This window comes from Mesorhizobium sp. M0954, from assembly GCF_040319155.1.
Taxonomy (GTDB): Bacteria; Pseudomonadota; Alphaproteobacteria; order Rhizobiales; family Rhizobiaceae; genus Mesorhizobium.
In genome coordinates this window covers 38,145-51,228 of the sequence record NZ_JAMYNR010000016.1, presented here as the reverse complement: position 1 = coordinate 51,228, position 13,084 = coordinate 38,145, and the positions used below count along the sequence as shown (strand labels likewise).

The 13,084-nt window shown below is 63.6% G+C and carries 11 protein-coding genes; 5 read left to right on the top strand and 6 right to left on the bottom strand.

Features of this window, described 5'->3' with window-relative positions; translation table 11 throughout:
* Positions 1-344 precede the first annotated feature (344 nt).
* The 5 genes from fdxA to NKH93_RS21705 form a co-directional block, all read right to left on the bottom strand.
* Complete coding sequence (fdxA, locus tag NKH93_RS21725) at positions 345-683, bottom strand: ferredoxin FdxA (RefSeq protein WP_292664799.1); 339 nt, start codon at positions 681-683, stop codon at positions 345-347.
* Positions 684-831: 148 nt separating this feature from the next.
* Positions 832-1,218, bottom strand: coding sequence for an RNA-binding S4 domain-containing protein (locus NKH93_RS21720; protein ID WP_023680553.1), 387 nt, complete (start codon positions 1,216-1,218; stop codon positions 832-834).
* 12 nt (positions 1,219-1,230) lie between these two features.
* Positions 1,231-4,638 carry a helicase-related protein gene (locus tag NKH93_RS21715; protein WP_352767639.1) on the bottom strand — a complete coding sequence of 1,136 codons (3,408 nt, stop codon included), beginning with the start codon at positions 4,636-4,638 and terminating at the stop codon, positions 1,231-1,233.
* 731 nt (positions 4,639-5,369) lie between these two features.
* Positions 5,370-6,095, bottom strand: coding sequence for an acetoacetyl-CoA reductase (gene phbB / locus NKH93_RS21710; RefSeq protein ID WP_352767641.1), 726 nt, complete (start codon positions 6,093-6,095; stop codon positions 5,370-5,372).
* A gap of 104 nt (positions 6,096-6,199) precedes the next feature.
* Complete coding sequence (locus NKH93_RS21705) at positions 6,200-7,384, bottom strand: acetyl-CoA C-acetyltransferase (protein ID WP_352452508.1); 1,185 nt, start codon at positions 7,382-7,384, stop codon at positions 6,200-6,202.
* A gap of 278 nt (positions 7,385-7,662) precedes the next feature.
* On the opposite strand from NKH93_RS21705, the gene phaR reads away from it, so the two are divergent.
* Positions 7,663-8,271 carry a polyhydroxyalkanoate synthesis repressor PhaR gene (gene phaR / locus NKH93_RS21700; protein WP_023678449.1) on the top strand — a complete coding sequence of 203 codons (609 nt, stop codon included), beginning with the start codon at positions 7,663-7,665 and terminating at the stop codon, positions 8,269-8,271.
* Between the two features lie 73 nt (positions 8,272-8,344).
* Here the strand turns inward: phaR and NKH93_RS21695 are convergent, their stop codons facing one another.
* Entirely contained in the window at positions 8,345-9,493 is a 1,149-nt protein-coding gene (locus NKH93_RS21695; RefSeq protein WP_352849960.1) for a citrate/2-methylcitrate synthase, read from the bottom strand.
* Positions 9,494-9,585: 92 nt separating this feature from the next.
* Here NKH93_RS21695 and NKH93_RS21690 point away from each other — a divergent pair, with 92 nt between their 5' ends.
* The 4 genes from NKH93_RS21690 (at position 9,586) to NKH93_RS21675 (ending at position 12,974) form a co-directional block, all read left to right on the top strand.
* Positions 9,586-10,674, top strand: a complete 1,089-nt coding sequence (locus tag NKH93_RS21690) for a citrate synthase/methylcitrate synthase (RefSeq protein WP_352452506.1) — start codon at positions 9,586-9,588, stop codon at positions 10,672-10,674.
* A gap of 200 nt (positions 10,675-10,874) precedes the next feature.
* The gene (locus NKH93_RS21685; RefSeq protein ID WP_352452505.1) at positions 10,875-11,654 is read left to right on the top strand and encodes a 3-hydroxybutyrate dehydrogenase; all 780 of its coding nucleotides are present in this window, start codon (positions 10,875-10,877) and stop codon (positions 11,652-11,654) included.
* Between the two features lie 29 nt (positions 11,655-11,683).
* A complete protein-coding gene (locus NKH93_RS21680) occupies positions 11,684-12,793 on the top strand; it encodes a patatin-like phospholipase family protein (RefSeq protein WP_352817817.1) in 1,110 nt (369 codons plus the stop codon).
* A 37-nt stretch (positions 12,794-12,830) separates the two neighbouring features.
* Positions 12,831-12,974, top strand: coding sequence for a hypothetical protein (locus NKH93_RS21675; protein ID WP_352452504.1), 144 nt, complete (start codon positions 12,831-12,833; stop codon positions 12,972-12,974).
* Positions 12,975-13,084: the final 110 nt, after the last annotated feature.

Genomic DNA, 13,084 nt, shown 5'->3' with positions numbered 1-13,084 from the left:
TACCGGCATCGTGCCGGCCCGAACTCGTGCGACCGGGGTGACCGGTCCTTAGCCACACAACGATGAACTCACCGGAAAGGCCAGGACCGGCAAATCGCAACATTGCGACCGCCTGCCCCAGATCGCTCTGGTCCGGATTGAGAAATTCACCTTTCAGTGATTTGGGGCGTTTGCGCCATAAATCGACGTTGTGTCACCGGCATGTTTGGCTCATATAGCACAAAAAGTCGGAAGAATCAAGGTTTTGCTGCACGCGCGAAGGCCGCGCGCCGTCGCCGCCTGTCAAGGCAGTTAATGTATCACGTCTGTTACGCGGCGTCAGGCCGCCGCAGCCGGCAGGCTCGTCAGTCGCCTTCGCCGGGCTCCGGGGAGAAATATTTCTCGAACTTGCCAGTTTCGCCATCGAAATTTTTAGCGTCGGCCGGCGGCTCCTTCTTGGCGGTGATGTTGGGCCATTTCTCGGCATATTCGGTGTTGATCTGCAGCCATTTGTCGAGACCCGACTCGGTGTCGGGCTTGATTGCGTCGGCCGGGCATTCCGGTTCGCAGACGCCGCAATCGATGCACTCGTCCGGGTGGATGACGAGCATGTTCTCACCTTCGTAGAAGCAGTCGACCGGACAGACCTCGATGCAGTCCATGTATTTGCATTTTATGCAATTGTCGGTCACGACATAGGTCATTGGTCGGCTCCGGGACGTCCCATTTTGTTAGGCTTTTTTGGTGAGGTAACGCCTTTGTCCGCTGGTGGCAAGGGCGGCCCCTGCCAGCGGTGCCGCGGTTTCCGGAATGGAATTCCGGAAGGCCGGCAAAGCGGGCGTTCGACCTTGCTCAATCGTCGCCGAGCAGGTGGTCGGTCTGGCGGCGTTCCTTCTTCGTCGGGCGACCGCTGCCGGCCTCGCGCAACGGCGGCACCGCATCCGGAAGCGCCTCGCCCTTGGGCGCGGGGGGCGGCGACATGTCCTCGTAGAGCAGGCGGGCCTCTTCGGCCGGGCCACGCCGTACGCCGGTGCCAAGGACTTTCCAGACGAAGATCCGCCGCTCCAGCGTGATGGTCAAAACGTCGCCCGGCCGGACCGTATCGGAGGCCTGCGCTGCTTTGTCGCGATTGATGCGGACGCGTCCGGCGACGACCAGCTTGGCTGCCAGCGTGCGCGATTTTACCGCGCGCGAGAAGAACAGCCACTTGTCGATGCGCTGGCGGGCATCAGTGACCATTGGACGAGCAGCTTACTTCTTCAGCTGGTCGCGCAACGCGGCGAGCTTGGCGAAGGGCGAGTCCGGATCGAAGCGGACCGGGCGTTCCTCACGCGGCTTTGGCTGGAACGCCGGCTTTGCGCCTTGGGCGCCGCCTTTGCCGTCCTGCCGGCCAGCCTTCCAGTCGGGCCGGTTTTCGCGCCGGTCCGGGCGTTCACCTTGCGGCTTGCCGGCGCGCTGATCTGCCGCGTCGCCTTGCGGCCTGGGCTTGAACTTGCTGCGATCGAAGCGCGGCTTGCCGGCGCCGTCGCGCTGGTCGTGGCGCCCCTGACGGGCGGGCCGGTCGCCCGGCGTCGGTTGCCCGCCGGCATCTACCGGCGCATCGCTGCGGCTGTCCGGCGCAGCTTGACCATTGCGCGCGCGATTGTCCCGATGATTGTCCCGGGGGCGGTTGTCATGCTGGCGATGACGCGGGCGCTGGTCGAAACGACCCTGCCGCCATAACAGGATGGGTTTTGGCTCCTCGGCTTCTGGAGCAGCTTCGCCGGCGACGGCTCCTGCCGTCGCTGCAGGTTCGGCCGGCGATGCTTCCGTAGTGTCGGAAACCGGCGGTTCTGCCGGTGCCGCAGCCTCAGTTTCCGCCCCAGGTTCCGCCCTTGGCTCGGCCGTTGGTTCCGCAGGCGCTTCAGCAGTTGCCTCCGCGGCGGGCCGGGTCTCTTGCGTGACTTCTGCCTCAGCTTCAGGGGCTGGAGCTTCCGCGACAGGCTCTGCCGTCGCTTCGGTCACAGCTTCGGCCGCCGCCTCCGCAACAGGAGCCGCATCCGACACAGGTTCCGAAGCCTCCGCCGGCGGCTCTGCCGCGGCAGATGCTTCCGCCATCCTCGCCTGCTCGACGCGCGCAGTCTCTTCCGCCGCCTGCTTTGCAGCGGCAGCTTCACGCGCGGCATTGTCCTGTGCTTCGAGCCGCGCCTTGACCTCGGCCGCCGGTTTGGCATCGGCGCGATAGCCGAGTCCCTTCAGGATTTCTTCCATGTCGTCGGCGGTGGCGCCGAGAATCGACATCATCGGCGGCGTCACCATGAAGGACTGGCCGTCATAGGCGCCGTCGGGGCGAGGGCCGAGGCCCGGCTTCCAGTTGGTCGCCGGCCGGATCAGGTCGGCCAGCCGTTCGAGAATATCGACGCGTACAGCACGCCGGCCAAGATTGCGGTAGCCGGCAAGCTTGTAGAAGGTCTTGTCGAAGGTCGGATCGATGACCACCGAGGTGCGGCCGGAGGCCAGTGCGTGAACGACATCGCCGAAACCGGGCTTGTCCTTGCCGTCGTTTCTCAGCGCCCACAGCAGCGTTATCAGCCCGGCCGGCGCCGGCTTGATCAGCGCCGGCACGAAGACATGGTAGGCGCCGAAGCGCACGCCGAGACGGCGAAGCGCCGCGCGGCCTTCCTGGTCGAGCGATTTCATCTCGTCGGCGATGTCGCGACGGTTGATGAGACCGAAATGCTCGACGAGCTGGAAAGCAATGCCGCGGCCGATGCCGGTGATCTGCTCGGCATTCTTGAGGTCGACCAGCGGCTTCAGCAGGGATTCGATCTGGAAGTTTACGAAGCGCTCGGCGCGCGCCGCAACCTTGTCGCGTGCCGGGCCGGTGAGTTGCTCGTCGGCCAGCAGAACCAGACGCGGCTTCAAAGCGTCTTCGCCGGCGACCAGCGTGCCGATCGGCGCGCCGATCCAGCGCAGCGTGCCATCCGAACCCAGCGCGATGTCGCCATTGGCCGAGGCGCCGAAGCGCTCGGCCCGCGCCTCGAACTCGGCGGCAAGCGCCTTCTGCGCCGCCGCCCGCACCGCCTTGGCGTCTTCGCCGCCGGCGCTCTGGTCGGCGGTGAAGCGGAAACCTTGCAACTCGCCGACGTGATGGCCTTCGACGAGGACGGTTCCGGTTGGGCTGATTTCGGCTTCAGGCATCGTGTTTTCTCTAAGGCGCCGCATGAGGACGGAAGTCCTGCGGTCTACAAAACGTTTCGTCAACCGCTCATGCAGCGCATCCGACAATCTGTCTTCGATTTCGCGCGTCTTTTCCTGCCAGTGTGCCCGATCGGCCAGCCAGCCGGGCCGGTTGGAAACGAAGGTCCATGTGCGGATCTGGGCAATCCTGTGCGATAACGTGTCGATGTCGCCTTCGGTGGTGTCGGCACGGCGCACCTGCTCGGCCATGTAGTTCTCGTCGACATGGCCATGCCTGGCAAGGTCCATGTAAATGGAGGCAATCAAGTCGGCGTGCTGGGCCGGCGCGATCTTCCTGTAGTCGGGCAGCGCGCAGGCTTCCCACAGCAGCGCCACGCGCCTGGCATCGGTGGTGAGTGCCCGGACGTCCTCGTCGCGCGACAGATGCTCGAGCGCCTGTGCGTCTACTGCCGGCAGCGCGCGCGTCAGGCCTTCGACCGGGGCGTTGGTCTCAATCGACCGCTTCAGCGCATCGAGGTTGGCGAAATCGAAATGCGCGGTGCGCCACTGCAGTACTTTCACCGGGTCGAAATCATGCGCCTCGATTTTGTTGACCAGTTCATCATCCAGCGGATCGACCTGGCCGGTGACGCCGAAGGTGCCGTCGCGCAGATGCCGGCCAGCGCGGCCGGCAATCTGGCCGAGCTCGGCCGCCGTCAGGTTGCGGTACTGGTAGCCGTCGAATTTGCGATTCTGGGCGAAGGCGACGTGGTCGAGGTCGAGGTTGAGGCCCATGCCGATGGCGTCGGTGGCGACGAGGTAGTCGACGTCGCCCGACTGGAACAGCGCCACCTGGGCGTTGCGGGTGCGCGGGCTGAGTGCGCCGAGCACGACGGCGGCACCGCCCTGCTGGCGGCGGATCAGCTCGGCGATGGCATAGACCTCGTCGGCCGAAAAGGCGACGATCGCCGTGCGCCGCGGCAGGCGGGTCAGCTTCTTCGAGCCGGCATAGGCAAGGTGCGACAGGCGTGGCCGGGTCACCACCGACACGCCCCGCAGCAGGCGCTGCAGGATGCCGTGCATGGTGGCCGCGCCCAGCAGCAGCGTCTCCTGGCGGCCGCGCAGATGCAGGATGCGATCGGTGAAGATGTGTCCGCGTTCGAGATCGCCGGCGAGCTGGACCTCGTCGATGGCAACGAAGGCGGCGTCGGTCTCGCGCGGCATCGCTTCCACGGTGCAGACCGAGTATTTCGCGCCAGCCGGCTGGATCTTTTCCTCGCCGGTGATGAGCGCAACCTTATGGGCGCCGACCTTCTCGCAGACGCGCGTATAGACCTCGCGGGCAAGCAGCCTGAGCGGCAGGCCGATGACGCCGCTTTCGTGCGCCACCATGCGTTCGATGGCGAGATGGGTCTTGCCGGTGTTGGTCGGGCCGAGCACGGCCGTCACGTCTCGACCCGACAGGATCAGCGGTTCAGTGTGTTTCGGATGGATGTTCATCGGCCTGGAAATAAGGCTCTCTGCCTCGCATTGTCGGGAGCGCGCCCATATTGGCCGCGTATGACAGGCGACACATAGGGATTTCGGGCGCGAAGCGAAAGCGGAATATGCCGAGGGCAGGCCGATTGGTTGGTTCGAAGCCAGAAAATCTGTTCCCGATTAACAGTTGGAACGAGTCTGGAACGAATCAGCGACGAATCACTGACTCGCGCTGATTCAGGGTTTGTTCACGGCTACATCTGGGTTTTCTGTCGGCGTACCTCACCACATGCTGAATCACGGAAACTGGCCCGATTTATGCAAGCGGCATCCAAGCGAGCACTGCGGTTAACCTTTGCCGGCGAATGGTCGTGGCCGGCCAATCTGCTTCGCACAACGTTGTGAAATTATTGATGTTTCCTAACGCGCTTTAATCATTTCGAGGGTGTTTTCAGCTCTCGCCGTTAACGTTCCGCTCAAAGCCGGAACGAATCGGCGACGAATCAGAGATAGCCGAAGTTTCTTGGTTTGTTCACCGCAACATGTTGTGTTGTGGACAGCTTTTCCACCGAGAATCCACAGGCTGCCGGGCGGCTTTTGCACAAGCTGCGAGTTTGCCGTTAACCTTTGCGTGCCGGATTGGGGCAGCGTGCTGCATCGAGATCTTGCAACGGGAAGACCGCTATAGAAACGGGCCGTTTTGCAGGCCCGTTCGTCCAAGCGCGGATCTGTCTCAACGTAAAGACAAACGATCAGGCGACGTACTGGCCGCCATTGGCTGATATGGTCGAGCCGGTGATGAAACCGGCATCGTCGGAAGCGAGGAAGACGACGCAGCGCGCGATCTCCTCCGGCTCGCCGAGACGACCGACCGGGATGTGCGGGATGACGCGCTCGTTGAGGACCTTCTCGTCCATTGCCTTGACCATCTCGGTGGCGATGTAGCCGGGGCAAATGACGTTGACGGTGATGCCGGCGCGCGCGCCTTCCTGGGCCAGTGCCTTGGTGAAGCCGATATCGCCGGCCTTCGAGGCCGAATAATTGACCTGGCCGACCTGGCCTTTCTGGCCGTTGATCGAGGAGATGGTGATGATGCGACCGAACTTGCGGTCGCGCATGCCGCCCCACAATGGATGCGTCATGTTGAAGACGCCGGAAAGGTTGGTGTCGAGGACCTCTTTCCATTGCTCGCGGGTCATCTTGTGGAACATCGCGTCGCGAGTGATGCCGGCATTGTTGACCAGCACCGAGACGGGACCGAGATCGGCTTCGATCTGTTTGATGCCGGCGGCGCAGGCCTCGTAGTCGGCGACCGACCATTTATAGACCGGGATGCCGGTCGCGGCCTTGAACTTTGCCGCCGCTTCTTCATTGCCGGCGTAGTTTGCGGCGACCGAATAGCCGGCGCTTTTCAAGGCGACCGATATCGCCGCGCCGATGCCGCGCGACCCGCCTGTGACGATTGCAACCTTTGTCATATGTCCTCCCGGGAAATGCAGATGACTGAGCGTTGAAGCGGTGGGGTTTGCCCCCTATTCCCTACTCGCTTTGCGCCAGCATCCTATTCGTATCGCTTATCTCATCACAATGCTTCCACGCACATGGCAACACCCATGCCGCCGCCGATGCACAGCGTGGCAAGGCCTTTCTTGGCACTTCTGCGGCGCATCTCGTAGACCAGCGTGTTGAAGATGCGGGCGCCCGAGGCGCCGACCGGATGGCCGATGGCGATGGCGCCGCCATTGACGTTGACGATGGCCGGATCCCAGCCCATGTCCTTGTTGACGGCGCAGGCCTGCGCGGCAAAGGCCTCGTTGGCTTCGACCAGATCGAGGTCGCCAACCGACCAGCCGGCCTTGGCCAGCGCCTTGCGCGAGGAGGGGATCGGTCCCGTCCCCATGATCTGCGGGTCGACACCGGCGGTCGCCCAGGAAACGATACGCACCAGCGGTGTGATGCCGCGCCTTGCGGCTTCCGCTTCGGTCATCAGCACCACGGCGGCGGCGCCGTCGTTGATGCCGGAAGCATTGGCAGCCGTCACCGTGCCTTCCTTGTCGAAGGCGGGCTTGAGCTTGGTCATGGCATCGATTGTCGCGCCGTGGCGGATGTATTCATCCTGGTCGACTACGGTGTCGCCCTTCCTGCCCTTGACTGTAAAGGCAACGATCTCGTCCTTGAATTTCCCGGCTTTCTGCGCGGCCTCGGCCTTGTTCTGGGAAGCCAGTGCGAACTGGTCCTGGTCGTCGCGGGTGATCTGAAACTGGCGGGCGACGTTCTCAGCGGTGTTGCCCATATGATAGCCGTAGAAGGCATCGGTCAGGCCGTCCTTGATCATGGTGTCGATCAGCTTGAAGTCGCCCATCTTGACGCCACCGCGCAGATGTTGCGCATGCGGAGCCATCGACATCGATTCCTGGCCGCCGGCAACGATGATTTTTGCATCGCCCTGGGCGATCTGCTGCATGCCGAGCGCGATAGCGCGCAAGCCCGAGCCGCAGAGCTGGTTCAGGCCCCAGGAGGTCGCCTCCTGCGGTACGCCGGCAGCCATTGCCGCCTGCCGCGCCGGGTTCTGCCCTTGAGCCGCGGTCAGAATCTGGCCGAGAATGACCTCGTCCACCTCCTTGCCGTCGACGCCGGCACGGACCAGCGCTTCCCTGACGGCGACGGCACCCAATTCATGGGCTGGGGTGTTGGCGAAGGCGCCGTTGAAGGAGCCGACGGGCGTGCGCGCTGCACTGGCGACAACGATGGCGTTGGAAGCGGACATGTTCTTCTCCAGGCTTTCGGGGAATGATTTCGGGTGCCGTCGGGGACTTTTCTTGCCCTTTCCACAACCCGAGTCAAACCCGAAATGGGCATGGCGTCCCACTCCCGCAAGTATGCCGCCCGTCGCTGCAACGGCGGCCCGTCCGTGCTGCGCAGCATAAAATGTTCCCGCACTGCACAAACTGCTTGGATTCATGACGCTTTTGCGCATATCCTTTAAAAAGGCGCAATCGTTACCGGCGGCTTACTTAAGCTGCCCGGTGTCCGGGGAGGATGCAGATGGCCGCAAAAGACGAACCTATTGTTATCAAGAAATATGCCAATCGCCGTCTCTACAATACGGGCACCAGCACCTATGTGACGCTCGAGGATCTCGCTGAAATGGTCAAAAGAGGCGAGGACTTTACTGTCCAGGACGCCAAGACCGGTGACGACATCACGCATCCGGTACTGACCCAGATCATCTTCGAGCTGGAGAACAAGGACGGGCAGAACATGCTGCCGATCCCGTTCCTGCGTCAGCTCATCGCCTATTACGGCGACCAGATGCAGATGATCGTGCCGAGCTTTCTCGAACAGTCGATGCTGGCCTTCTCGAAGGAGCAGGAGCGCTTTCGCGAGCAGATGAAAGATGCGCTCGGCAAGTCGCCGATGGACATGATGAAGATCGCTACGCCGATCAAGGTGCTGGAGGAGCAGACGCGGCGCAACATGGAAATGTTCCAGAACGCCATGCGGCTGTTCACGCCGTTCCCGCCCGCGGGCTCGGCGCCGGCAGCAGCGCCGGCCGAACCGGCCAGGAAGGAAACGCCGGAAAAACCCGACGACCTTCAGGAGCTGAAGGAGCAGATCGCCGCGATGCAGCGCAAGCTCGACACGATGTCCTGACTGCCGGCTGGCGAAGTGCAGCGTCGGACCTTCCTTCAGGTGCTGCTGAGACTTCGCAAGCAGCGCGGCTAGACTAGAGCTGCTCCGGCAGCGGTCCCTGGTAGCGGGCGCGTGGCCGGATCAGGCCGTTGCTCGTCACCTGCTCCACGGCATGCGCGGCCCAGCCGACGCTGCGGCCGAGCGCGAACAGGCGGAACGGCGTATCGGACGGCAAACGGAGACCGCGCGTCAGCGCGGCCAAAGCGAAATCGACGTTCGGGCGCATGCCCGTTGCCGCAAAGGCCGCATCGCAAAGCCGTAACAGCCCATCATCGACATCTATCGCGGCCAGCAACGGTTCCGCACGCGGATCGCCGTCGGGATAAAGCGGATGGCCAAATCCGGGCAGCGGCCTGTCGTGACCGAGCCAGCGTCCGACAGCCGCGTCCGGCCCCAATCTCTGCGCATCTTCCGCCAGCATCATGACCGCCTCCGCGGCGCCGCCATGACGCGGCCCGGAGAGCGTGGCGAGGCCGGCAAGCAGGCAGGCCGAAACAGGTGCGCCGGTGGACGCGGCGACCCGTGCGGCGAAGGTCGATGCGTTCAATTCGTGATCGGCCAACAGTACCAGTGAGCGGCGGATCAAGTCTGCGCCGGCCGCATCGAGCGACCATCCCCGCGCCAGCCTTTCGTGCACGGCACCAGTTCCGGGAATCGCGCCGAGCGCCTGGGCCAAAGCGGCGATGGCGCCGGCCGCATCGTGGTTGAGCGAAGCCGATCTTCGGCCGAGCGAAGGCCGGCCGTTGGCCGCCAACGCGGCCAATTCCGCGAAGGCAGCCGGCCGGCCAGTTGCGCCGTTGCCATGGCGGCTCGCCGAGACGAACGACACCGGTGCGTCAGATGCCCAAAGCAGGTTTGCCGTCTGCTCCAGCGTGGCAGCCTCGCAGAGAGCAACCGCATCCTGGCCGCGATAGACAAGGCGGCCATGCAAAACGGTCGAGATCGTGGTGGCGATCGCCGGCTCACCCCAGGCAATTGCACTTTCGGCGATTGCCTGCGGATTTCGGCCACGAGCCCGGCGACTCGCCAGCGCCGCGATGTCGTCGGCGCGATACTGGCTGCGGCGTGGATCCGCCCGGTCCGGCCGCACGCCGATGCGCCCGCGGCTGACATAGGCATAGAGGGTCTGGGCTCGCACCTTGAGACGCTTCAGGGCTTCGTCCCGCGTCAGCCACTCCGTCATGTCAGCCTTGTCATGTTGATTCCATTGATCAAGATTGATGGTCCAGTCACCAACCCTTATCTACCACCCGGAAAGGGTCAAGGAGAAAACCGATGGCGAATGGGCTCGATGATGTTGTGGCGGCGGAAACGGTGCTCTCCGATGTCGACGGTCTTGGTGGCCGCCTGACCATCCGGGGCCATTCGTTGCCCGAACTGGCAGGTCGCTGGAAATACGCCGAGGTGGTTCATCTGCTGTTCGACGGCTTTTTCGACGATCTTCCCGACGGCAGGGAGCTGGCGAACGCGATCGGTCGGGCGCGCAGCGAAGTGTTCGAGCAGATCAAACCCTTGCTGCCGTTTCTCACATCCGTCGATATCTACAGCGCGATGCGCGCCGGTATTGCCCTGCTGCCGGATGGTGACAAATTGTCGGACGCGCTGCGGCTGGTTGCGGCACCTGCCGTGCTGACGCCGGCCTTGCTGCGCTTGCAGCGCGGCGAACGCCCGATTGCGCCCGATAGCAAGGCCGATCATGCCGCCGACATGCTGCGGATGCTGACCGGCATTGCGGCCTCGCCTAAATTGGCGAAGGCGCTCGATGCCTATTTCGTGACGGTTTGCGACCATGGCCTCAACGCATCGACCTTCGCCGCGCGCGTGGTCTCTTCAACGCAGGCCGGGCTTACTTCGGCGGTGCTGGCCGGGCTCGGAGCGCTCAAGGGGCCGCTGCATGGCGGCGCGCCAGGTCCGGTGATCGAGATGCTGGATGCGATCGAGGCGCATGGCGACGCCGCCGGCTGGCTGCGTAGCGAGATCGCGCGTGGCCGCCGCATCATGGGCTTCGGGCATCGCATCTATCGCGTGCGCGATCCGCGTGCCGACGTGCTGAAAGCGGTGGTGCGCCAGCTCGGCGCCAGGGGCGAAAGCGGCCACCGGCTGGCCTTTGCCGAAAGCGTGGAGCAGGCGGCGCTCGAAGTGCTCCGCATCGCCAAGCCGTCGCGCTCGCTCCAGACCAATGTCGAGTTCTTCACAGCGCTCCTGCTGGAAGCGGCGGGCTTTCCGAAAGAGGCGTTCACCAACGTCTTTGCTGCCGGGCGCGTCGCCGGCTGGATTGCCCATGCGCGCGAGCAGCAGACGAGCGGACGGCTGATCCGGCCGCAGTCGCGCTATATCGGGCCGGTGCCGGACCTCGTCGCCTGAGGATTTTTCCCTCGCATACTTGCGAAAACCGGTCGCAACAGCCGGTGCCGAACACCTCTCTCGTCGGGACGAGAGAGGTCTACATGACAAAAATTTCATGTCATTGCTCCACACATCCGCTGTTCTTGGGTGACAGAGAGCCTATATGTTGCAGTGCAGCATGGTTCACGGGAGCCCGCCTCGAAAGGAATAAAGCCGCCTTGACCGCCAGAAAAACCGCCATCGTCACCGGTTCCACCTCGGGCATCGGCCTGGCCATTGCCCACGCGCTCGCGGCCGAAGGCTGCAACGTCGTCGTCAATTCCTTTTCCGACACCGCCGACGATCACGCCATCGCCGACGCGATCGCGAAGCACCACGAGGTGAAGACCGTCTACGTCAAGGCCGACATGTCGAAGCCGGCCGAGTGCCGGGCTTTGGTGGCGAAGGCAGCCGAGGCATTCGGCTCGGTCGACATCCTGGTCAACAACGCCGGCATCCAGCATGTCGCGCCGGTCGAAAGCTTCCCGATCGAGAAATGGGATGCGATCATCGCCATCAACCTGTCATCGGCCTTCCACACCATCGCAGCCGCCATCCCGTTGATGAAACAGGCCGGTGGCGGCCGGATCGTCAACGTCGCCTCGGCCCACGGCCTTGTCGCTTCGCCGTTCAAGTCGGCCTATGTCTCGGCCAAGCATGGCATTATGGGCTTGACCAAGACTGTCGCCCTGGAGCTGGCGCGCGACAAGATCACCTGTAATGCCATTTGTCCGGGCTATGTGCTGACGCCGCTGGTCGAGGCGCAGATCCCCGACCAGATGAAGGCCAACAAGATGGACCGCGAGACGGTGGTCCGTGAGGTCATGCTCGACAGGCAGCCTACCAAGGAGTTCGTCACCGTCGAGCAGGTTGCGGCGGCCGCGGTGTTCCTATGCTCGGATGCGGCGGCGCAGATCAACGGCACGCACATCTCTGTCGACGGCGGCTGGACCGCTTAGTGAGGCTTCCAGCGGTCAAGGGCCACGCCATGCCGAAAAACGGCAAGGCGGAAGAGCCAAAGAAGATCAATGTCGCGCTGCAAGGCGGCGGCTCGCACGGGGCGTTTTCCTGGGGCGTGCTCGATCGGCTGCTCGAGGACGGGCGCCTCGACATAACGGCGGTTTCGGGCACCAGCGCCGGCGCCATGAATGCCGTGGCGCTGGCCGACGGCTTTGTCCGCGGCGGTGTCGAGGGCGCGCGGCGGAAGCTCGACGATTTCTGGCGTGCGGTGGCGGCAAAGGGCCGCTTCAGCCCGGTACAGCGCATGCCCTGGGACGTCGCCTGGGGCAATTGGTCGATCGAGAACACGCCCGGCTATTTCCTGTTCGATACGATGTCTCGGGTATTTTCGCCCTATGTCGCCAATCCGCTCGCAATCAATCCGCTGCGCGACGTGGTCGAACGTGAGATCGATTTCGACAATGTGCGCGCCTGCAAGTCGATGGAACTGTTCATTTCCGCTACCAATGTCGAGACCGGCCAGTTGCGGGTCTTCTCGGACGGCGAGATCGACCTCGACACAGTGATGGCGTCGGCCTGCTTGCCGCAATTGTTCCGTGCCGTCGAGATCAAGGGCGTGCCCTATTGGGATGGCGGTTATGGCGGCAACCCGGCACTGTTCCCGTTCTTCAAGACGGCGGCCACCGAGGACGTGCTTTTGGTGCAGATCAATCCGGTGGTCCGCGAGGGAACGCCGAAGAGCGCCAATGAGATCCAGAACCGCATCGACGAGATCACCTTCAACGCCGGGCTGTTGCGCGAATTCCGCTCGATCGCCTTCGTCAAGGAACTGATCGCCGCCGGCCGATTGCCGCACGGCGAATATCGCGACATCCGCATGCACCGCATCGATGCCGACGAAGCGTTCAAGGATCTGTCGGCATCGTCCAAGGTCAATGCCGAATGGGCGTTCCTTGCCTATCTGCGCGACCTCGGCCGCACCGCAGCCAGTGATTGGCTGGAAGAAAATTATGACGCCGTCGGCAAGCGGCCGACGATCGATCTGTCCGGCGAACTCGACGACGGCTTGAAGCCTTTGCGCGGGCCGGCGCCGGGTCGGCGGGTCAAGGAGTTTCTTGCGGCGCGCAAGCAGCCCTAGGCCGCCCGCCGTCCGGCCTAGCTGCTTCGCAAAGCAGATGGCATTCGCAATCTGTCCAATCATCCTGACACTTGCTGCCATGCCGCTGTTTTGGCAATCAACAGCCGATGCTGCGGCCGCATCTTTGCGGACAAAGCAACAATCCATCAACTTTTCTGACTATATTGCGATGCAACTTTGAGGTAGAAGCGCGCTTCGCCGATCACGGCAATTTGAATACGGCCTCGCGCGCACCCATATCGGCGACGCGCCCCAAGTAGAAGATGCGGCCTGGCCGAACCCCGCGCACTG